Raw genomic sequence first — 16193 nt, forward strand, 5'->3', positions numbered from 1 at the left:
GCATTCAGGCCTGCCCGGCGGCGCGGCGCCTGGACAGCACGGCCGGGATCAGCACGATCAGGCCGATGGCGTCGGCGACCCAGTCCCACGGATCGGCGGTCCGGTAGCCGGTCTGGCCCTGGGCGATCTCCATCGCCGCGCCGTAGAGCAGCAGGCCGATGGCGATGCGCAGCGGCTGGTCCGGCCAGCCCGCCACCGCCAGCAGTGCGAGTATGGCGAACAAGGCCGCATGTTCGATCTTGTCCTGCCAGGAGACGATCTGCACGATGTCGGGTGCCGGCATCAGGGCGAGATAGAACACGGCGATGAGTGCGGCGGCGAAGGCGAGGCGGAAGATCGTGCGAACGGATGAAGTCATGGGCAGTCGGATGGAATGGCGTGGGCCGGTATCGAATGAGGGAGGCTGAAGGAATGAGGAAAATGCAGAGATTCAGCGGTCTGGTGTCGGCAACGGCGCTTGCTGCCGGCGTGTTCGTCTGCGGGCCGGGGTTTGCGGCCGATGCCGTGCTGCGCACCGAGTCCGGCCAGGTGAAGCTGGTCGAGGTGGCGCGCGGCCTGGACACGCCGTGGTCCATGGCCTTCCTGCCCGACGGCCGCCTGCTGCTGACCGAGCGGCCCGGCCGCATGCGGCTGGTGGGCACGGATGGTACGGTTTCGGCGCCGCTGGCGGGCGTGCCCGAAGTGCATGCGCGTGGACAGGGCGGCCTGCTGGACGTGGCGCTGAGCCCGGATTTTGCAACAGACCGGACGATCGTGTTTTCGTTCGCGCAGCCGACGGCCCGTGGTGCGCGCACCGCCGTCGCGCGGGCGCGGCTGGATGCCGAGGCGCTGAAGCTGGACGACGTGAAAGTGATCTTTGCCCAGAACGAAGACCCTTCGGGCAATCACCACTGGGGTTCGCGGCTGGTGTTCGACCGCGAAGGCCGGCTGTTCGTCACGCTCGGCGACCGCTTCCACTCGCGTGATCGCGCACAGGTGCTGGAAAGCCATCTGGGCAAGATCGTGCGCATCGACCCGGATGGCGGCGTGCCCGGCGACAATCCATTCGCGCAGGCGGAAGGCGCGCCGAAGGCGCAGCCCGAGATCTGGTCCTGGGGCCATCGCAACGTACAGGGCGCGGCGCTCCACCCGCTGAGCGGCGAGCTGTGGGCGCATGAGCACGGCCCGCAGGGCGGCGACGAACTGAACCGGGTGCTGCCGGGGCGCAACTACGGCTGGCCGGTGATCACCTTCGGCCGCGAATACGTGGTCGGCACCCGTATCGGCGAAGGCACGGAACGTGCCGACGTCGAGCCGCCGATCAAGCAATGGACGCCGTCGATCGCGCCCTCGGGCATGGCTTTCTACACCGGCGACGTGTTTCCGCAGTGGAAAGGCAACGTGTTCGTCGGCGCGCTGAAGTTCCAGTTGCTGGCGCGTCTGGTGCTGGAGGACGGCAAGGTGGTGCACGAGGAGCGCCTGGACATCGGCAGGCGCATCCGCGACGTGCGCCAGGGGCCGGACGGACATCTGTGGCTGCTGGACGAAAGCGATGGGCGGGTGTTGCGCCTCGACCCTGCATGACCGCCTTTCCTGCGCCTTTTGTGTAATCATCGCGCGCTCTTCAAACCACCACTTCAATCCGGAAGCGATCGATGGAAAGCTCGTTCAAAGGCAAGACCGGCCTGCGCAGGGTCTGGAACGCCTTTCACTATTCACTGGATGGGCTGGGTGCAGCCTGGCGCCACGAGGATGCCTTTCGCCAGGAGGCGCTGCTGACGCTGCTGCTGATTCCGCTGGCGCTGTGGCTGGGGGAAAGCGCGGTCGAGCGTGCGCTGATGATCGGCAGCGTGTTGCTGGTGCTGATCGTGGAACTGATGAACTCCGCCGTCGAGGCCGCGGTCGACCGGATTTCACTGGAGCATCATCCGCTGTCCAAGCGCGCCAAGGACGTCGGCAGCGCGGCGGTCATGATCGCCCTGATCAACGTCGCGGCGGTGTGGGGGCTGGTGCTGCTGGGTTGAATGCCCGGGAGTGTTGGAACTCCGGGCCGGACCCTTGCCTGTCCGTTCGGGGCTCGCGGGCCCGGCTACGGAGTCAGGCGGTTTTCGGCCCCCAGCTGCGCACCGGCCCGGTGTCGATATGGACGAAGTCCGAATCCGGGTAATAGCCCACGCCGCCTGCGCCCAGCGCCAGGGCCGCGTCGCGCAGGCGTGCGGTGTCGCAGCCGACCAGGCGGACGTCGACGGCCTTGCCGTCCATGTGCAGGCTGCGCTTGGCGACCCCGCCGCCGCCGGTGCGGCGCAGCATCTTGTTGGTCTTGGGCGAGCGGTAGCCCGAGATGATTTCGAAGGTACCCCCGCCGCAGGTCACGCTCAGCGCGTGGAGGATGTCGTAGAGTCGGGGGTCGATGCGGGCGATTTCGCCGGTGCGGAAATCGCGGAACAGCCGGTTCAGGTTCCGCAGCGCGGGTTCGACGTAGCCATTGCGGTTGCGGTACAGGGTGTCGAGCCGTTCGTCGGTGTGCGTGTGGCGGAAGGCCAGATGGCGGTCCGTGGCGGCATGGGCGGATGCGAAGGGCAAGGCCAGCGGCAGCGTGGAAAGCCCTTTCAGGAACAGGCGGCGGTGCGTGCACGCTCGATGGCGGGAAGTCGAGACCATGGATATTCTTCTACCGACACAGACAGACTCGAAGGCGGCATGCTACCTGAACTCCTGATCGATTGGCGCAAATCATTCGCCTCGACCGGCACGGCATTGGTGTTGGCTATCGCCTGTCCGGAGCCGGCGCTGGCGCTTGGTACGGGGCCGGTGGACGAAACGGTGGTGGAGGGCAGCGCCGACGGCGAAATGGTGCCCGAGACCGTAGACCTGCCGGGCCTGATCGAAAGCCGCCTGGCGCTGTCGATGCGCGCGGCCGACGACGTCACCTTGCTGTTCTACCGCCAGCGTGGCTTCCTGCCCGCATGGACACGGCCGGAATTGCTGCAGGGGCTGGTCGAGGCGGTGGAGGCGCTCGACGAGCACGGCCTCGATCCGGAGGATTTTGCTCAGGACAGGCTGCGCACCGAAGCGCTGTGGCCGCAGCAGGAACTGCCGCCCGACGGCGTGGTGGAGCGCGAGCTGCTGTTCACCGACACGCTCGCGCGTCTGGTGCAGCAGTTGCGCCACGGCAAGGTCGATCCGCGCAGCCTGTATCGGGACTGGAATTTCTCCCGGCCGGCACCGCCCAGGGAGCAGGCTGAACGGCTTGCGCAGTTGCTCGGCATGCCGGGAGACGACGGTACGCCGGGAAGCGGGAGGGCAGAGGGCGCCGAGCGCTCCGGGCTGGCGGCGGCGGTGCTGGCGCAGGCGCCCGACCTCGAGCTGTACCGGCAACTGCAGCTTGCCTTGAAGCAATACCGCGGCATCGTGGCGGAAACGAACGACTGGCCGAAAGTGTCGGCAGGGCCGACGCTGCGCCCGGGCGAACGTGGTGCGCGCGTGGTCGAAGTACGCATGCGCCTGGTGGCCGAAGGCGAGACCGAACTGGCCTGGAGTGCGGACGCCGCGCTGTTCGATCCGGCGCTGGCCGAGGCGGTGAAGCGCTTCCAGCAGCGCGCCGGCCTGGCGCCGGATGCGGCGATCGGCCGTCAGACGGTGGCGGCGCTGAACCTGGGGCCGGCGCAGCGCGTGGCGCAGATCCGCGTCAATCTCGAACGGCTGCGCTGGGTGGCGCAGGACATGCAGGGCGACCATCTGCTGGTGGACCTGACCGGCTACCAGGCCCGTCTCCAGCGCGGCGGACAGCTTGCCTGGTCGTCGCGGGTGATCATCGGCAAGCCCGCGCGCGAGACGCCTGCACTGCTCGACAGCGTGCAGTATCTGGTGCTGAACCCGAAGTGGGTGGTGCCGCCGACGATCCTGCGCGAAGACCTGATCCCCGGCGTGATCCGCGATCCGGACTATCTCGCCAAGCACCGCATGCGGGTGGTGGACCACGCCGGGGGGGAGATCGATGCGCAGCAGATCGACTGGGAGGCCGCGCGCAGGCACGGCTTTCCATATCTGGTGGAGCAGAACCCGGGCGCGGACGGTTCGCTCGGCCGCATCAAATTCGCGCTTGCCAATCCCTATCTGATCTATCTGCACGACACCAATGCGCGTTCGCTGTTCAGGCGCGATACGCGTGCGCTCAGCTCGGGCTGCGTACGGGTCGAGAAGCCGCTCGAACTGGCGACCCTGCTGCTGGACGATGCCCGGCGCTGGAGTCCGGAGGCGCTGGAGGAGGCACTGGCCACCGGCAAGACGCGCACGGTGACGGTGAGGCGCAAGCTTCCGGTGTTGCTGCACTACGCCACCGCGGGTCTGGACGACGACGGGCGAATGCAGTTCCGGCCCGACATCTATGCCCGCGATGCGGCGGTGCTGGCGGCGCTGCGAGGCACCGTCCGCTGAAGCGAAGCGGATCGTGGCGCGGCCGCCTTGTCATGCCCCGTACATGAGGACGTAACGTAGTCGTCTCTTTCGCCGCCTATGCTGCGGCGCATGAAAGCGATCGACTTCACGACCGAAGAGCTCTGCCGTGATTCCCGCCTGCGTATCGCGCTGGTGACCGAGACCTGGCCGCCGGAAGTCAACGGCGTGGCGATGACGCTCAAGCGCATGGTCGACGGCCTGATCCGGCGGGGGCACAGCATCCAGCTCATCCGCCCGAAGCAGGCCACCGGGGATGTCGCCAGCCATGGCGGCGCGCTGGAGGAGGTGTTGTCGCGCGGGATCAAGCTGCCGCGCTACGACGGATTGAAGTTCGGCCTGCCGGCCAGGTCCAGCCTGGTGCGCACATGGACGCGGCAGCGGCCCGACCTGGTCCATGTGGCGACCGAGGGGCCGCTCGGCTGGACCGCGGTATCGGCCGCGCGCAAGCTGCACCTGCCGGTCACGTCGGACTTCCATACCCGTTTCGAGCACTACAGCACGCACTACGGCGTGGGTTGGCTGAGCCAGCCGGTCGCCGCCTACCTGCGCCGCTTCCACAACCGCACGGCCGCCACCTTCGTGCCGACCTCCGAACTGGCGGGATCGCTGGCCGCCCAGGGCTACGAGCGGGTCGAGGTGGTCTCGCGCGGGGTGGATACGGTGCAGTATTCCCCTGCACGCCGCAGCGAGGCGCTGCGCCGGCAGTGGGAGGTGGCGCCGGGCGGGATCGCGGTCGTCAGCGTCGGACGGCTGGCGCCGGAGAAGAACCTCGGGCTCACCCTGCGCGCCTTCGCTGCCATCCGTGAGCATCGCCCGGACGCGCGGATGGTCATCGTCGGTGACGGGCCGATGCGCGACGCCATCGCCCGCGAATGTCCGCATGCCGTGCTTGCCGGCATGCGGCATGGCGAGGATCTGGCAGCCCATTACGCATCGGCCGATCTGTTCCTGTTTCCCAGCCTGACCGAGACCTTCGGCAACGTCACGCTCGAAGGCATGGCGAGCGGGCTGTGCACCGTGGCCTACGACTATGCCGCCGCCGCCGAGGTGATCCGCGACCTGCACAACGGCGCGATCGTGTGCCGCGGCGACGAGGAAGGCTTCATCCAGCGCGCCGTCCAGCTGGCCTGTGCGGACGGGCTGCGTGCCGACATCGGCCGCGAGGCGCGGCGCACCGCGGAAGGCATCGACTGGGAGCGGGTCTGCGAGCATTTCGCCGAAGCCCTCCTGCGCGCCTGGCGGGGCACGGCCCTTGCCCATGAAGATCGAGTTTCGTTACGCACACAGGGAGGGGAAAGCTGATGCCGGCCGTTCGCACGATCTTCATTTCCGATGTCCACCTCGGCACCCGGGCAAGCCAGGCCGAGCGCCTGCATGCCTTCCTGAAGGAGTACGAGTCGGAGTACCTCTACCTGCTCGGCGACATCATCGACTTCTGGGCGATGAGCCGCAGCGTGCAGTGGGCGCCGGCGCACAACACCGTGGTGCAGAAGGTGCTGCGCCGCGCGCGCCAGGGCGGCAAGGTGTTCTTCATTCCCGGCAACCACGACGAGACTCTGCGCGAATATGTCGGCGCCGCCTTCGGCAACATCCGCATCGAACGCGAATGGGTCCACGAGACCATCGACGGCCGGCGCTACTGGCTGATCCACGGCGATGAATACGACCAGGTCACGCGCCATCACCGCTGGGTCGCGGTGCTGGGCGACGTGGCCTACAACACGCTCGTGCGGCTGAACATCGTGCTGTCGCGCGTGCGCCGCTTCCTGCACGTTCCCGGCTACTGGTCGCTGGCGGGCTATGCCAAGCAGAAGATCAAGCGCGCGGTCAGCTTCATCTTCGACTTCGAGGACGCGGTGGCGCATGCCGCGCAGCAGCGCGGTGTGGACGGGGTGATCTGCGGCCACATCCATTCGGCGTCGGACCGCCGTATCGGCAAGGTGCGCTACCTGAACTGCGGCGATTGGGTCGATACCTGCAGCGCCGTCGTCGAGCACTACGACGGCCGCATCGAGGTCCTGCACTGGGGCATGGAGGCCGCGGCGCCGCTGCCTGTCGGCGAAGCCGAGGCGCGCCCGCTTCCGGTGGCGCCCGCGGGCAAGGCGCGCTCGCCGCTGGACGTCGAGCGGATCTATCTGACGCCGGACGTCTGATCGCCCGGCGGGCTGTCTTCGCGCATCAGGCCGATGGCCAGGCGCAGGCCGAGCCAGGCATTCATCAGTGCGAAACCCGCGACCACGGCCATCGCCAGCGGCACCAGCGGATAGCTGCGCAGCACCCAGGCCAGGACCGACGACAGCACATTGAGCACCAGCATCATCCAGAACGCCGGATTGCGCGGCTGCCAGAGGTGGGAAAACTTCATCGAAGCTCCAGGGACGAGCGGGTGCCGAGCGTGTCGCGGCGATGGAGGGCGTAGACGCCGAGCGCCAGCGCGACCTCGATGGCGCCGATGCTGACGAACACCGGTGCATGCGGGCTGGCGCTGAAGCTGCTGTAGAAGGCCAGCAGCAGACTGCTGATCAGCGGCCCGGCGGCAAAACCGAGCGAACCGGCCATGTTGAACGCAGCCAGCGCGCTGGCACGGCAGTCTTCGCCGCCGTAGTGCGCGGCCAGCACCAGCGAGGGGGCGTACATCAGCGCCGCGATCACGCCGCCGGCGGCCATGGTGCCGATGATCCAGGCCGCGGGCACGAAAGCCAGCGCGCCGAGGAACACGCCATACAGGATGCTGCCGGCGACCATCATCGAGAACGGGTCCCAGCGCCGCGACAGGTGGCCGGCAGGCCAGGTCAGCAGCGAGAAGGGAACCAGGAAAGCGGCCATCGCCATGCCGATGGCGCGGGCATCGAAGCCTAGCGTGAGGCCGAAGTAGAGCGACAGCGTGGAGACGATGAAACCCACGGTCAGCCGGTCGGCGAAGGAGAAGGCGAGCGGTACCGCGAGCGCGCGGCGGGTGCGCAGCGTGTCGAGGATTTCGCCGATCGCCATGCGCGGCCGCGCCGTCGTGGCGTCGCGCAGGCCGATGGCGCCGACCACCGCCAACGCCAGCGACAGCAGCCCGCCGCCCAGCGGCACCCATAGCGGGTCGATGCCGCCGACCACGCCGCCGAGCGGCGCACCGGTGGCCACGCCCAGGCTGATCGAGGCGCCGATCGCGCCCATGCGGCGACCCAGCCCGCCGCGCCCGACCTGGTCCGAACCCAGCGCCATCAGCAGCGACAGCGCCGACATGTGAGCGAAACCTTCGAGCAGGCGGAGGCCGAGCAGCAGGGCGTAGCTGTCGAACTGGCGATAGGCGAGGGCGATGCCGAGCAGCGTGAGCCCGTTCAGGATCAGTGCGGTTACCGCCAGCTTCTTGCGCTTGCCCAGCCGGTCGGACAGCAGGCCGGCGACCGGGGCGCCGACGAGGGCGCCGATCATGTTGATCGACATGAAGAAATGGCTGCCGAACTGCCCCAGGCCGTCGAAGCGCTGGGCGGTGAACGAGGACAGCACCGGCACCATGCCGGTGACCGGCAGCATCAGGCCGAACAGCAGCAGAAGCGGCACCAGAGCCTGCAATGGCGATGTGCGGCTTGCAGGCGCTGCCGGGGGGGAAGTCGGAACGGCCATGTGCGCAGTCGATGGAGAAACCGTGGAGGGCGACTGTGCAATGATACGACGGCTCCGCAAGCGGGTCCGCGCGTGTCGCTCCATCTACGTCACTGGCTGCGCGTCGGGAACAGCGATCTCACCGGCCGGTGGCTGGCGGCGAGCTTTTCCGCGGCGTTTTCCATCGCGCTCCAGGAGCCGCCGTGCGCCAGGTAGGCGCTGACCCAGTCGGGCGTCGGGCCTTCGCCGCTCCAGGTCAGCGTGCGGCTGGCCGGATGCACGTAGCGGATCACGGGCGTGCTTCCGCTCACCACGGCCTGTTCCGGCTGCGGAGGCGTTTCATCCGTCGGGGAGGGGGCTGCCTCGGTCACGGCTTCGACTGCAGGCGGTATGGCGGGCGTCTGGGCCGCGCTTTCGCGCACTGCAATTTCCTGCTTGATCTCGGCAAGCAGCGTCTCCAGTTCCGGGAGGGAGTGCTTGCTCAGGCTGAAAGGCATACGGGGCCGATGCAAAAAAGACCCCAGGAGGGAGCAGGGCCTTTTCGATGATTCTGGCGGACAGGGCGGGATTCGAACCCGCGTCAGGGTATTACCCTGAACACGCTTTCCAGGCGTGCGACTTAAACCACTCATCCACCTGTCCGGGAAGCCGGCGATTATAGTCGCCCGAACGGGAATCGGGAAGAAGATTTTGACGAACCTCCGGATTTTCGCGTGACGCTGCCGTCCCGGGAGGCAGGCGAATCCGCGGCTCAGTTGCGTTCGAGATAGTCGGCGACTTCTCCGGCGACGGCGCCGAGTTCATGCAGCAGTGCGTCGATGTCGGACCGCCCGGGCACGAAACCGGGCGCCGGGGACTTGCAGCGCTGTTCGAGCGCGCTGGCCATGTCCGCCCCCGCAGCGGCGTGGATCTGCGCCAGCGTGCCGCGCAGCGCATGGGTGATGCGCGCGAGCTGCGGCGCGCTGCCGGCGTCGGCCGCGGCGCGGAGTTCGCCCTCGGCGGTGCTGCGCCAGTCGCCGAAGGCGCCGAGCACCGTGCGGACGATCTCGCGATTGCCGAACAGGTCGGCGAGCAGGGCCTGGGGGTCGAAGTGGGTGTATGGAGAGGGGTGCATTCAGCCCCGCTCCGGGCTGCCGACCGCCTGCGTCAGCGATGCCATGCTGATCGGCTTGATCAGCGTGGCATCGAAACCGCTGCTCAGAAAGCGCTCGGCATCTTCGGTCATGGCGTGCGCGGTGTAGGCGATGATGCGGATGCCCTGCCATTCCGGCCGGGCGCGGATCAGTGCGCATGCGGTTTCGCCGCCCATGTTCGGCATCGAGATGTCGAGCAGTATCGCCGCGGGTTGGACCTCTTCCAGCCGTGCCAGCATGGCGGGCGCGCTGTCGAAGGTTTCGACCGTCCAGCCGAGCCGGTTGAGCAGGGCGCTGGCGACCTTGAGGTTGATGTCGTTGTCGTCGGTGACGAAAGCAAGCTGTGTCGAGATATTCATGATGCGTTGCGTGCCTCGCTCGATGCGGCTTTACGGGGCAGGGTCACGGTAAACGCCGAGCCGGCGCCCGGTGTGGATTCGACGTCGAGCCTGCCGCCCATCATTTCCGTCATCTGGCGCGCCAGGGACAGGCCCAGGCCGGTGCCGCGATGGCGCCGCGTCAGGAAGTTCTCCGCCTGGTAGAAGGGCTCGAAGATGTGCGGCAGCTCGTTTGCCGGAATGCCGATGCCCGAGTCGGCGACCGTGATCATGATATGCGAATTCTGTTCGCGGACGCGGATCGTGATACGGCCTTCGTGGGTGAATTTCACCGCGTTGGAGAGCAGATTGTCGATGATCTGGCGCAGGCGGACCGGATCCGCGTCGACCTCACAGGCGGTGTCGGGCAGTTCGGTGACCAGTTCGACCCCCTTGGCGCTGGTGCCGACGCGGTGCAGCGCGGCGATGGTCGACAGCAGAGGGGTGATGGCGACGTGCTGCACGTCGAGCACGAGGCGGTTGGCCTCGATCTTGGCCAGGTCGAGCACGTCGTTGAGCACTGCCATCAGGTGCTGGCCGCTGTCGCGGATGGTTTCCGCATGCTCGCGCATCTCGTCGTCGGCGGTCTCGAGGCTGAGCACTTCGGCCAGGCCGATGATGCCGTTGAGCGGCGTGCGCAGCTCGTGCGACATGTTGGCGAGGAACTCGCTTTTCATGCGGTTGGCCTGCTCGGCGGTGCGGCGGGCGTCCTCGAGGTGCACGATCGATGCCTGCACGGCATCGGCCATGCGGTTGAAGGAGTGGTTCAACTGGGCCATCTCGTCCTGGCCGCGGACCTTCAGCCGGTGATCGAGGTCGCCGTGCTGGAAGCGGTAGATGCCGCCGATGACGTTGGTGATGCGCCGCGTCAGCAGGTGGGCCATCCAGATCGCGATCAGGATCACGGCGGCGATCATCAGCAGCGTGGACATCGTGATGCCGATGGTGGTCTGGTGCAGGTTGTGGTGGATGTCGGCGATCAGCGCGTCGCGTTCGTCGCGGGTCTTCCGGTCGGCCAGCGCGATCATGTCGGCGATGCGGCGCCCGGATTCGGTGGCGGCGCGATGGAATTCATCGACGTTGGCGCCGATCGTGACGTAGCCGAAGCCGCGTGGCGTCCTGCCGTAATTGCCGGTGTAGTAGGGAATCGTCGCCACTGTGGTGAGCTTGTTCAGGCCGCTGAAGAAGATGCTGAACGAGCCCGAGCCGCCGTATTCGGTCAGGTCGTGCCAGCCGCGGCACTGCGGTGAGAAGTTGAGGTAGCGGCAGTCCAGCGAAACCCAGCCGGACGCGACCGATGCCGGGTGGGCCTCGCGCGTCAGGCGCTGGTCGCGATAGGGTTCGACGCGCAGCGTGAATGCGTGCCAGGGCAGGCCGCTGGCCTGCCATTCGTCGTACAGCTCGGTGTCCAGCAGCGGCGGGGCCGGCTGGCCGGTGTCGGGGTCGACGCCGTGGATGAAGTAGTCGCGGGCGTGCGAGATGTTGCGTCCCAGGTAATCCCACATGAAGGCGTAGTTGCCCGATTCCGGGTCCGCGATCGGCGCACGCCGCGCGGCAGTCGGGCGCACGTGGTCGGTGAAGGCCATCAGATGCGCATGGTCGAGCGCGAGCGTGACGTAGCCGATGATGCTGCCGTGCTGCACGACCGGCGTCGCCCAGCGGATGAGGCCTTCGAAGCGTTTGCCGACGGGGTTTTCCAGGCCGGCGTAGCCGGACTGCTCGGGGGTGAAGGGCCGTTGCTGCCCGCGCGCGGCCTCGGGCGTATAGGGGCCGATCCATTGGGTCCGGACCTGGGCGCCGATCACGTCCGAGACGTGGATTTCCCCGGGCTGGAGCGCTTTCAGCGCCGGCCAGTAGCGCTCGGCGCGCACGAAAGTGTTCTCGGGGCGGCTGATGTCGCGCAGTTCGGGCGACAGCAGGCGCGCTCCGCTCGGGCTCAACTGCTTGACCTGCTCGACGCCGTCGAGCCCGATGAAGGTGATCTCGAGGAACAGCGGACGCGGCTGGACCTTGGCAGCGGTGCTGGGCGCGCGATAGTGGAGGTTGTGCGCGTTGTCCGGCAGGGGCGCCCGCACCAGCCGGGTGTCCGGCGCCGGGGGATCGACTTCGACCCAGCCCTTGCCGTCATCGCTCGGCCGGTAGGCGCCGTGATCCTCGAGCAGGCGGTGGTGGTTGTCGATGAAGCGCCGGTAGCGGGCCGTCGTGGGTTCGATGGCGGCTGCCCGGCGAATGTCCTGGTCCCGGTCGTAAAGGAATTGCGCGACTTCGTGGGCGATGCCGGTGGTGAGCTCCTCGATGGCTTCGCGCGAGCGATTGTCGAGCGCTTCGATGGCGTCGTCGATTGCCGTCTTGCCGGTGATGCGCTGGGTTTCGCGCATCGCATCCGACATCGATACCACGCGGTAGGTGACGCGCCGGGCCAGATCGCTGGTGGCGCCCCAGGCGAAGAGTGCGAGCAGCAGCAGCGGCACGACCTTGATCGCGACGAAGATCGCGATCAGCTTCGCGCGCAGGCTCAGCGCCTCGACCAGGGACAGAATGCGCATTCGCGAACCCGCTGACGCGAAGGAATCAGCGTATCCGTTTGTGCTGGGCGACCAGGGCCTGCATGTAGCCCTGCAACTGGTGGAAGGGGACGGGCTTGCGATAGACGGTCACGTCTTCGGGCAGGCCGCCTTCGGCCTCGATCTCGTCGGCGGTCAACGCGGAGACGACGACGATCGCGGTTTCGCTGGCGACCGGGTTCTCGCGCAGGCGGCGAATCATCTCGAAACCGTCCAGACCCGGCATGCGCAGGTCGGCGATCAGCAGGTCGGGCGGTTGCCGGCCGAGTTCGACCAGGGCATCGAGGCCGTGGTCGAGCACGCACAGCTCGATCTCGATCGGCCAACTGGCGAAGGTTTCGCGGTAGAGCGTCTGCAGCAGGCTGTCGTCCTCGACCACCACCACGCGGAGCTTGCTGCCTTCGTTGCGCTGGCGGACAGGCGCGCTGCCCTGCTGGCTGCGGGCGAGCAGGGCGTCGACCGAGTCCTGGCGGATGCGACGGTGGCCGCCGGCCGTCTTCCAGCCGGCCAGCGCACCGCTTTCGACCATCTGCTGAACGGCTCCGAGCGACAGACCGAGCTGGCGAGCGGCTTGGGCGGTACTGATGAATTCGCGATTGGAGTCAGTGTTGCGCGCCATGAGCAGGGAATCCGACAGATTTCGTAAAAGGGCTAAAATAACAGCAATCGCCATGCAGTCGCAAATGCGAATGTAATCTAATCGAAAATGCGTATCGGGCAGGCGCATTCCGGAAGGGAAACCCTATCCTGTCCGCGTACCGGAGCAAGGAATGCTTGCTGCCGGAATATCCGCATGGAAGCATCTGAACAGGCATGAACACTTCGAGAAACGTATTGGGCGGGCCCTTGCTCGCCTGCAGCTACGCCCCGCTGACGGGCTTCTTCCGTACCGGCTGCTGCGAGACGGGGGCGGACGACCTGGGCCGCCACGTCGTCTGCGTGCGCGTCACCGACGAATTTCTCCGTTTCTCGCGCAGCGTCGGCAACGACTTGTCCACGCCGAGACCCGAGTATCGCTTCGCCGGACTCAAGGCGGGAGATCGCTGGTGCCTGTGCGCCCTGCGCTGGAAGGAGGCCTGGCAGGCCGGTGTGGCACCGCCGGTGGTGCTGGAGGCGACCCACGAAGCCGCGCTGCGGATCGTCGATCTCGACACCTTGAAGGCCCACGCCTACGGTGCCGCGGCAGGGCCCTGATCTTGGCGTCGATCTACGACATGCTCGCCGAGCAGCGTATCGCCGATGCCCTGCGCCGCGGCGACTTCGACCACCTGCCGGGAGCGGGAAAGCCGCTCATGCCGGACGATGAGGCCTTGGTGCCGCCCGAGCAGCGCATGGCGAACACGATCTTGCGCAACGCCGGCTTCTGCCCGCCGGAGATCGGCCTGCGCAAGGAGATCGCCCGGCTGCGCAGCGAGATCGCGGGGCTGGCGGAAGGGGCGCGGCGCACCGCCTTGCGCAGGCGGCTGGCGCTGCTGATCCTGCAGATGGCGGAAACGAAGCGCTGAACGGCGGCACCAGCGACGGCGCCGCCCGTCCCGCCGTCTGCCTCGCCGCCTGCCTGTATCAGCGCGCGATCGGCTTGTAGCGGATGCGCTTCGGCTTGGCGCCTTCCTCGCCCAGGCGCTTCTTCTTGTCTTCCTCGTATTCCTGGTAGTTGCCGGCGAAGAAGGTCCATTGCGAATCGCCTTCGGCCGCCAGGATGTGGGTGCAGATGCGGTCCAGGAACCAGCGGTCGTGGCTGATCACCAGCGCGCAGCCGGCGAATTCCAGCAACGCGTCTTCCAGCGCGCGCAGGGTCTCGACGTCGAGGTCGTTGGACGGCTCGTCCAGCAGCAGCACGTTGCCGCCCTGGATCAGGGTCTTGGCCAGGTGCAGGCGGCCGCGCTCGCCGCCGGACAGCTTGCCGACGATCTTCTGCTGGTCGCCGCCCTTGAAGTTGAAGCGGCCGATGTAGGCGCGGCTCGGCATCTCGAAGCGGCCCACGGTCAGCACGTCGGCGCCGTCGGCGATGGCGTCGAACACCGTCTTGTCGTTGGCCAGGCCTTCGCGGCTCTGGTCGACCGCGGCGATCTTCACCGTCTGGCCGATCTCCACGGTGCCGGAATCCGGCGTGTCGCGGCCTTCGATCATCCGGAACAGCGTCGATTTACCCGCGCCGTTGGGGCCGATGATGCCGACGATGGCACCCGGCGGGATGCTGAAGCTGACGTCGTCCATCAGCAGCTTGTCGCCGAAGGCCTTGCTGACATTGTGGAACTCGATGACCTTGTCGCCCAGGCGCTCGCCGGGCGGAATGAAGATTTCCTGGGTCTCGTTGCGGCGCTGGTATTCGACGCTGGCCATCTCCTCGTAGCGGGCCAGGCGGGCCTTGGACTTGGCCTGGCGCGCCTTCGGGTTGGAGCGCGCCCATTCCAGTTCCTGCTTCATCGCCTTCTGGTGCGCGGCTTCCTGCTTGGCCTCCTGCGCCAGCCGTTCGCCCTTCTGCTCCAGCCAGGACGAATAGTTGCCCTTCCACGGAATGCCGTGGCCGCGGTCGAGTTCGAGGATCCACTCGGCGGCGTTGTCGAGGAAGTAGCGGTCGTGGGTGACGGCCACCACGGTGCCGGGGAAGCGGGTCAGGAACTGCTCCAGCCATTCGACCGATTCGGCGTCGAGGTGGTTGGTCGGCTCGTCCAGCAGCAGCATGTCCGGCTTGGACAGCAGCAGCTTGCACAGCGCCACGCGGCGCTTCTCGCCGCCGGACAGATTGCCGATGACGGCCTCCCACGGCGGCAGGCGCAGCGCGTCGGCGGCGATTTCCATCTGGTGCTCGATGTCGCTGCCGGCGGTGGCGAGGATGTTCTCGTACTTCGCCTGCTCCTCGGCCAGCTTGTCGAAGTCGGCGTCGGGTTCGGCGTAGGCGGCATAGACCTCTTCCAGCTTCTGGCGCGCCTCCATGATCTCGCCCAGCGCGGACTCGACTTCTTCCTTCACCGTCCTGGCGGGGTCGAGCTCGGGTTCCTGCGGCAGGTAGCCGATGCGCTGGCCGGCGAGCCATTGCACTTCACCGTCGTATTCCTTGTCCACGCCGGCCATGATGCGCAGCACGGTGGATTTGCCCGAGCCGTTGAGGCCGAGCAGGCCGATCTTGGCGCCGGGGAAGAAGGAGAGCGAAATATCCTTGATGATCTGACGCTTGGGCGGAACGATCTTGCTCACGCGCAGCATCGACATGACGTACTGGGCCATCGGGTTAGCTTCTTGGGTACTGGGAACGGACCGCGAAGAATACCATCAGGTCATTGCTTCTGCCGCAGAACTGCAGGCGTTTCGATATCCTCACGCATGGCGCACGCAAAGAGCAGGCCTTTGCTTTATGGCGCCTGTCTTCCCTCGAGCATCTGAATGATGCCGAGCCGTCCCGGTTCAGGGGTTTTCGTTTTGTACCTTGCGCGCCAGATCGAGTGCTGTCATGCCATTGGCGTCTACGAGACTCGGGTCTGCGCCAAACTCCAGAAGCATCTCAACCGGCCATTGAAGCGAATCCATTGCCATGATGTGCAGGGCTGACCAACCGCTGGCGCTGCTCCGATCGGTCGCGTTGATGTCAACTCCATGTTCGATGAACGATGTGAGCAGCCTGCGCCCCAACTCGGGGTCATCGGCAAGCACGGCAAACAGCGTTCCTGCATTGGCGTTGAGATCGGCCACAAACTCGACTGACTTGAGCTTATGTTCGAGCATCTGGCCGCACGACCAATCGATGGGTGCAGGTGCGCTTTCAATACACACGATCAGGCGGTTGACCCCGTATCCGCTGATCTCGTCGAACCCCTTTGCTCCAAGGGCGGCCAGCCCGATGACAGCAATGCCACCGAGCAGCATGAGTTTATTTCTGATACTCATGCCGCTGCAGAGTTGAGAGTGCCGAGGTGGAGCAGTATCGGAATCAGGCTGAGCTCCATGCCGTTCACGACCTGTTCGAACCTGCTTCTGCAGCTCCGCGACACTTCCCGTCGGATGCTTTCGTAAATCTGAATGTCCTCCAGATCCTGTGCCCGGGCATGCTTGAAATGATGTTGCAGCGCGCTGCGCACGAATTTCCGCGC

At 67.0% G+C, this 16193-nt stretch carries 18 protein-coding genes and 1 tRNA gene; 7 read left to right on the forward strand and 12 right to left on the reverse strand.

The genetic code is table 11. From position 1 onward, the window contains the following. Positions 1-4: 4 nt before the first annotated feature. Entirely contained in the window at positions 5-358 is a 354-nt protein-coding gene (locus ACNQFN_RS08480; protein WP_418648549.1) for a VanZ family protein, read from the reverse strand. Positions 359-420: 62 nt separating this feature from the next. Here ACNQFN_RS08480 and ACNQFN_RS08485 point away from each other — a divergent pair, with 62 nt between their 5' ends. Both ACNQFN_RS08485 and ACNQFN_RS08490 read left to right on the forward strand, forming a co-directional pair. Then, positions 421-1563, forward strand: coding sequence for a PQQ-dependent sugar dehydrogenase (locus ACNQFN_RS08485; protein WP_418648550.1), 1143 nt, complete (start codon positions 421-423; stop codon positions 1561-1563). Positions 1564-1634: 71 nt separating this feature from the next. Then, positions 1635-2003, forward strand: coding sequence for a diacylglycerol kinase (locus ACNQFN_RS08490; protein WP_418648551.1), 369 nt, complete (start codon positions 1635-1637; stop codon positions 2001-2003). 73 nt (positions 2004-2076) lie between these two features. Here ACNQFN_RS08490 and ACNQFN_RS08495 read toward each other — a convergent pair whose 3' ends face one another. Beyond that, a complete protein-coding gene (locus ACNQFN_RS08495) occupies positions 2077-2640 on the reverse strand; it encodes a YcbK family protein (RefSeq protein WP_418648552.1) in 564 nt (187 codons plus the stop codon). A gap of 39 nt (positions 2641-2679) precedes the next feature. Between ACNQFN_RS08495 and ACNQFN_RS08500 the strand changes: the two genes are divergently transcribed. From ACNQFN_RS08500 to ACNQFN_RS08510, 3 genes are all read left to right on the forward strand, one after another. Next, positions 2680-4416 carry a L,D-transpeptidase family protein gene (locus tag ACNQFN_RS08500; protein ID WP_418648553.1) on the forward strand — a complete coding sequence of 579 codons (1737 nt, stop codon included), beginning with the start codon at positions 2680-2682 and terminating at the stop codon, positions 4414-4416. Between the two features lie 90 nt (positions 4417-4506). Further along, on the forward strand, positions 4507-5739 hold the full coding sequence (locus ACNQFN_RS08505) for a glycosyltransferase family 4 protein (RefSeq protein ID WP_418648554.1): 1233 nt from the start codon (positions 4507-4509) through the stop codon (positions 5737-5739). Further along, positions 5739-6590 carry a UDP-2,3-diacylglucosamine diphosphatase gene (locus tag ACNQFN_RS08510; protein WP_068634734.1) on the forward strand — a complete coding sequence of 284 codons (852 nt, stop codon included), beginning with the start codon at positions 5739-5741 and terminating at the stop codon, positions 6588-6590. Before ACNQFN_RS08505 ends, ACNQFN_RS08510 begins: the two co-directional genes overlap by 1 nt. Here ACNQFN_RS08510 and ACNQFN_RS08515 read toward each other — a convergent pair. The 8 genes from ACNQFN_RS08515 to ACNQFN_RS08550 form a co-directional block, all read right to left on the reverse strand. Further along, on the reverse strand, positions 6569-6802 hold the full coding sequence (locus tag ACNQFN_RS08515; protein WP_418648555.1) for a hypothetical protein: 234 nt from the start codon (positions 6800-6802) through the stop codon (positions 6569-6571). The genes ACNQFN_RS08510 and ACNQFN_RS08515 overlap by 22 nt on opposite strands. Further along, on the reverse strand, positions 6799-7989 hold the full coding sequence (locus ACNQFN_RS08520; RefSeq protein WP_418648556.1) for an MFS transporter: 1191 nt from the start codon (positions 7987-7989) through the stop codon (positions 6799-6801). Before ACNQFN_RS08520 ends, ACNQFN_RS08515 begins: the two co-directional genes overlap by 4 nt. Positions 7990-8141: 152 nt before the next feature. Next, a complete protein-coding gene (locus ACNQFN_RS08525) occupies positions 8142-8528 on the reverse strand; it encodes an H-NS family nucleoid-associated regulatory protein (RefSeq protein WP_418648557.1) in 387 nt (128 codons plus the stop codon). Between the two features lie 54 nt (positions 8529-8582). Beyond that, positions 8583-8673: transfer RNA gene (locus ACNQFN_RS08530), tRNA-Ser, on the reverse strand. A 109-nt stretch (positions 8674-8782) separates the two neighbouring features. Further along, positions 8783-9145, reverse strand: a complete 363-nt coding sequence (locus tag ACNQFN_RS08535; RefSeq protein ID WP_418648558.1) for an Hpt domain-containing protein — start codon at positions 9143-9145, stop codon at positions 8783-8785. After that, positions 9146-9523 carry a response regulator gene (locus ACNQFN_RS08540; protein ID WP_068634729.1) on the reverse strand — a complete coding sequence of 126 codons (378 nt, stop codon included), beginning with the start codon at positions 9521-9523 and terminating at the stop codon, positions 9146-9148. Beyond that, positions 9520-12087: a sensor histidine kinase gene (locus tag ACNQFN_RS08545; RefSeq protein WP_418648559.1), complete on the reverse strand. Its 2568-nt coding sequence runs from the start codon at positions 12085-12087 to the stop codon at positions 9520-9522. The genes ACNQFN_RS08540 and ACNQFN_RS08545 overlap by 4 nt, the downstream gene beginning before the upstream one ends. A gap of 25 nt (positions 12088-12112) precedes the next feature. Then, positions 12113-12724 carry a response regulator gene (locus ACNQFN_RS08550; RefSeq protein ID WP_068634727.1) on the reverse strand — a complete coding sequence of 204 codons (612 nt, stop codon included), beginning with the start codon at positions 12722-12724 and terminating at the stop codon, positions 12113-12115. Positions 12725-12918: 194 nt separating this feature from the next. Between ACNQFN_RS08550 and ACNQFN_RS08555 the strand changes: the two genes are divergently transcribed. Further along, the gene (locus ACNQFN_RS08555; protein WP_068634726.1) at positions 12919-13299 is read left to right on the forward strand and encodes a DUF2237 family protein; all 381 of its coding nucleotides are present in this window, start codon (positions 12919-12921) and stop codon (positions 13297-13299) included. A 2-nt stretch (positions 13300-13301) separates the two neighbouring features. Then, positions 13302-13610 carry a DUF1992 domain-containing protein gene (locus tag ACNQFN_RS08560; protein ID WP_068634725.1) on the forward strand — a complete coding sequence of 103 codons (309 nt, stop codon included), beginning with the start codon at positions 13302-13304 and terminating at the stop codon, positions 13608-13610. A gap of 58 nt (positions 13611-13668) precedes the next feature. On the opposite strand, the gene ettA is transcribed toward ACNQFN_RS08560, so the two are convergent. Both ettA and ACNQFN_RS08570 read right to left on the reverse strand, forming a co-directional pair. After that, on the reverse strand, positions 13669-15333 hold the full coding sequence (gene ettA, locus ACNQFN_RS08565; protein ID WP_418648560.1) for an energy-dependent translational throttle protein EttA: 1665 nt from the start codon (positions 15331-15333) through the stop codon (positions 13669-13671). A 177-nt stretch (positions 15334-15510) separates the two neighbouring features. Next, the gene (locus ACNQFN_RS08570) at positions 15511-15969 is read right to left on the reverse strand and encodes a hypothetical protein (RefSeq protein ID WP_418648561.1); all 459 of its coding nucleotides are present in this window, start codon (positions 15967-15969) and stop codon (positions 15511-15513) included. Positions 15970-16193: the final 224 nt, after the last annotated feature.

It is taken from the genome of Thauera butanivorans, from assembly GCF_048398245.1.
Classification (GTDB): domain Bacteria; phylum Pseudomonadota; class Gammaproteobacteria; order Burkholderiales; family Rhodocyclaceae; genus Thauera; species Thauera butanivorans.

Bases quoted from the DNA above. Each gene is read 5' to 3' on its own strand.
- ACNQFN_RS08480 (WP_418648549.1), bottom strand. From the start codon at position 358: ATGACTTCATCCGTTCGCACGATCTTCCGCCTCGCCTTCGCCGCCGCA.
- ACNQFN_RS08485 (WP_418648550.1), top strand. From the start codon at position 421: ATGCAGAGATTCAGCGGTCTGGTGTCGGCAACGGCGCTTGCTGCCGGC.
- ACNQFN_RS08490 (WP_418648551.1), top strand. From the start codon at position 1,635: ATGGAAAGCTCGTTCAAAGGCAAGACCGGCCTGCGCAGGGTCTGGAAC.
- ACNQFN_RS08495 (WP_418648552.1), bottom strand. From the start codon at position 2,640: ATGGTCTCGACTTCCCGCCATCGAGCGTGCACGCACCGCCGCCTGTTC.
- ACNQFN_RS08500 (WP_418648553.1), top strand. From the start codon at position 2,680: ATGCTACCTGAACTCCTGATCGATTGGCGCAAATCATTCGCCTCGACC.
- ACNQFN_RS08505 (WP_418648554.1), top strand. From the start codon at position 4,507: ATGAAAGCGATCGACTTCACGACCGAAGAGCTCTGCCGTGATTCCCGC.
- ACNQFN_RS08510 (WP_068634734.1), top strand. From the start codon at position 5,739: ATGCCGGCCGTTCGCACGATCTTCATTTCCGATGTCCACCTCGGCACC.
- ACNQFN_RS08515 (WP_418648555.1), bottom strand. From the start codon at position 6,802: ATGAAGTTTTCCCACCTCTGGCAGCCGCGCAATCCGGCGTTCTGGATG.
- ACNQFN_RS08525 (WP_418648557.1), bottom strand. From the start codon at position 8,528: ATGCCTTTCAGCCTGAGCAAGCACTCCCTCCCGGAACTGGAGACGCTG.
- ACNQFN_RS08535 (WP_418648558.1), bottom strand. From the start codon at position 9,145: ATGCACCCCTCTCCATACACCCACTTCGACCCCCAGGCCCTGCTCGCC.
- ACNQFN_RS08540 (WP_068634729.1), bottom strand. From the start codon at position 9,523: ATGAATATCTCGACACAGCTTGCTTTCGTCACCGACGACAACGACATC.
- ACNQFN_RS08545 (WP_418648559.1), bottom strand. From the start codon at position 12,087: ATGCGCATTCTGTCCCTGGTCGAGGCGCTGAGCCTGCGCGCGAAGCTG.
- ACNQFN_RS08550 (WP_068634727.1), bottom strand. From the start codon at position 12,724: ATGGCGCGCAACACTGACTCCAATCGCGAATTCATCAGTACCGCCCAA.
- ACNQFN_RS08555 (WP_068634726.1), top strand. From the start codon at position 12,919: ATGAACACTTCGAGAAACGTATTGGGCGGGCCCTTGCTCGCCTGCAGC.
- ettA (WP_418648560.1), bottom strand. From the start codon at position 15,333: ATGGCCCAGTACGTCATGTCGATGCTGCGCGTGAGCAAGATCGTTCCG.
- ACNQFN_RS08570 (WP_418648561.1), bottom strand. From the start codon at position 15,969: ATGCTGCTCGGTGGCATTGCTGTCATCGGGCTGGCCGCCCTTGGAGCA.